Genomic DNA, 1,048 nt, shown 5'->3' on the forward strand with positions numbered 1-1,048 from the left:
GTGTCATGACCATCCCCACTGAGTCGATCGGCAGCGTCCCCCGCCCCCGCGCCCTGCAGCAGGCTCTCGTTGAGCACGCCCAAGGACGGTTGAGCGATAAAGAGCTGGCGGGTCTTCAGCAGGCGGCGGCGGCGGACACGCTCGTCCGCCTTGAGGAGCTGGGCTGCCCCGTCCTGGTCGACGGCGAGCAGGCCAAGCCCAGCTTCGCCACCTACCCGATCGCGGGCTTGGCGACCCTAGCTCCGCAAGGCGTCACCATCCCGTTCGCCGACGGCCACCTCCGGCAGCTTCCGCGCCTGACCGAGGGGCCGTTCCGCTACCAGGTTCGCGCGGAGTCGTATCTGCGCGACGCCCGGCGGCACACCGACCGCCCCGTCAAGCAAGCGGTCATCGCGCCCTCGGCGCTCAGTCTGCTCTACCCGGACGAACCCATCGCAGGATACTCGCGTGAGGCGTTCCTGAGTGACCTGGCCGACGAGGCCGAAGCCGACATTCGCGGCTGCCTGGAGGCGGGCGCGCATGTGGTCCAGCTCGACTTCACCGAAGGACGCCTCTCCCTCAAGCTCGACCCGAGCGGCACGCTCCTCGACGACTTCATCGCCCTGAACAACGAGGTGCTCGGCCGGTTCGGCGAGGCGGAGCAGCCCCGCCTCGGGGTGCACACCTGCCCCGGCGGGGACCTCGACTCCACCCACAGCCTGGACGTCGACTACGCCGAACTGCTGCCCAAACTCTTCCGGCTGAAGGTGGGTAACTTCTACATCCAGCTGGCCAGCGAGGCTGACCCCGAGCGGGTCCTTCGCATCATCGCCGACCAACTACGCCCGGGCATCCGCGTGTTCGTGGGAGTAACCGATCCCATCAGCCCCACGGTAGAAACTCCGGAGGAGGTACGCGACCGGGTACTGCTCGCGGCCCGCTACATCCCGGTGGAGCAACTGGGCACCTGCGACGACTGCGGCTTCTCACCGTTCGCCGACGACACGTCCACCTCCCGCGACCTGGCCTTCGCCAAGATCGAAGCACGCGTACGAGGAACCGCCCTGGC

Annotated in this window: 1 protein-coding gene; it reads left to right on the plus strand. The window is 68.4% G+C overall.

The window, feature by feature from the left end; translation table 11 throughout:
- Window positions 1–5: 5 nt before the first annotated feature.
- On the plus strand, window positions 6–1,048 hold a 1,043-nt coding region (locus ACIPYQ_RS41215), incomplete at its 3' end, for a cobalamin-independent methionine synthase II family protein (protein WP_401259822.1).

This window comes from Streptomyces sp. NPDC090045 (genome assembly GCF_044747975.1).
Taxonomy (GTDB): domain Bacteria; phylum Actinomycetota; class Actinomycetes; order Streptomycetales; family Streptomycetaceae; genus Streptomyces.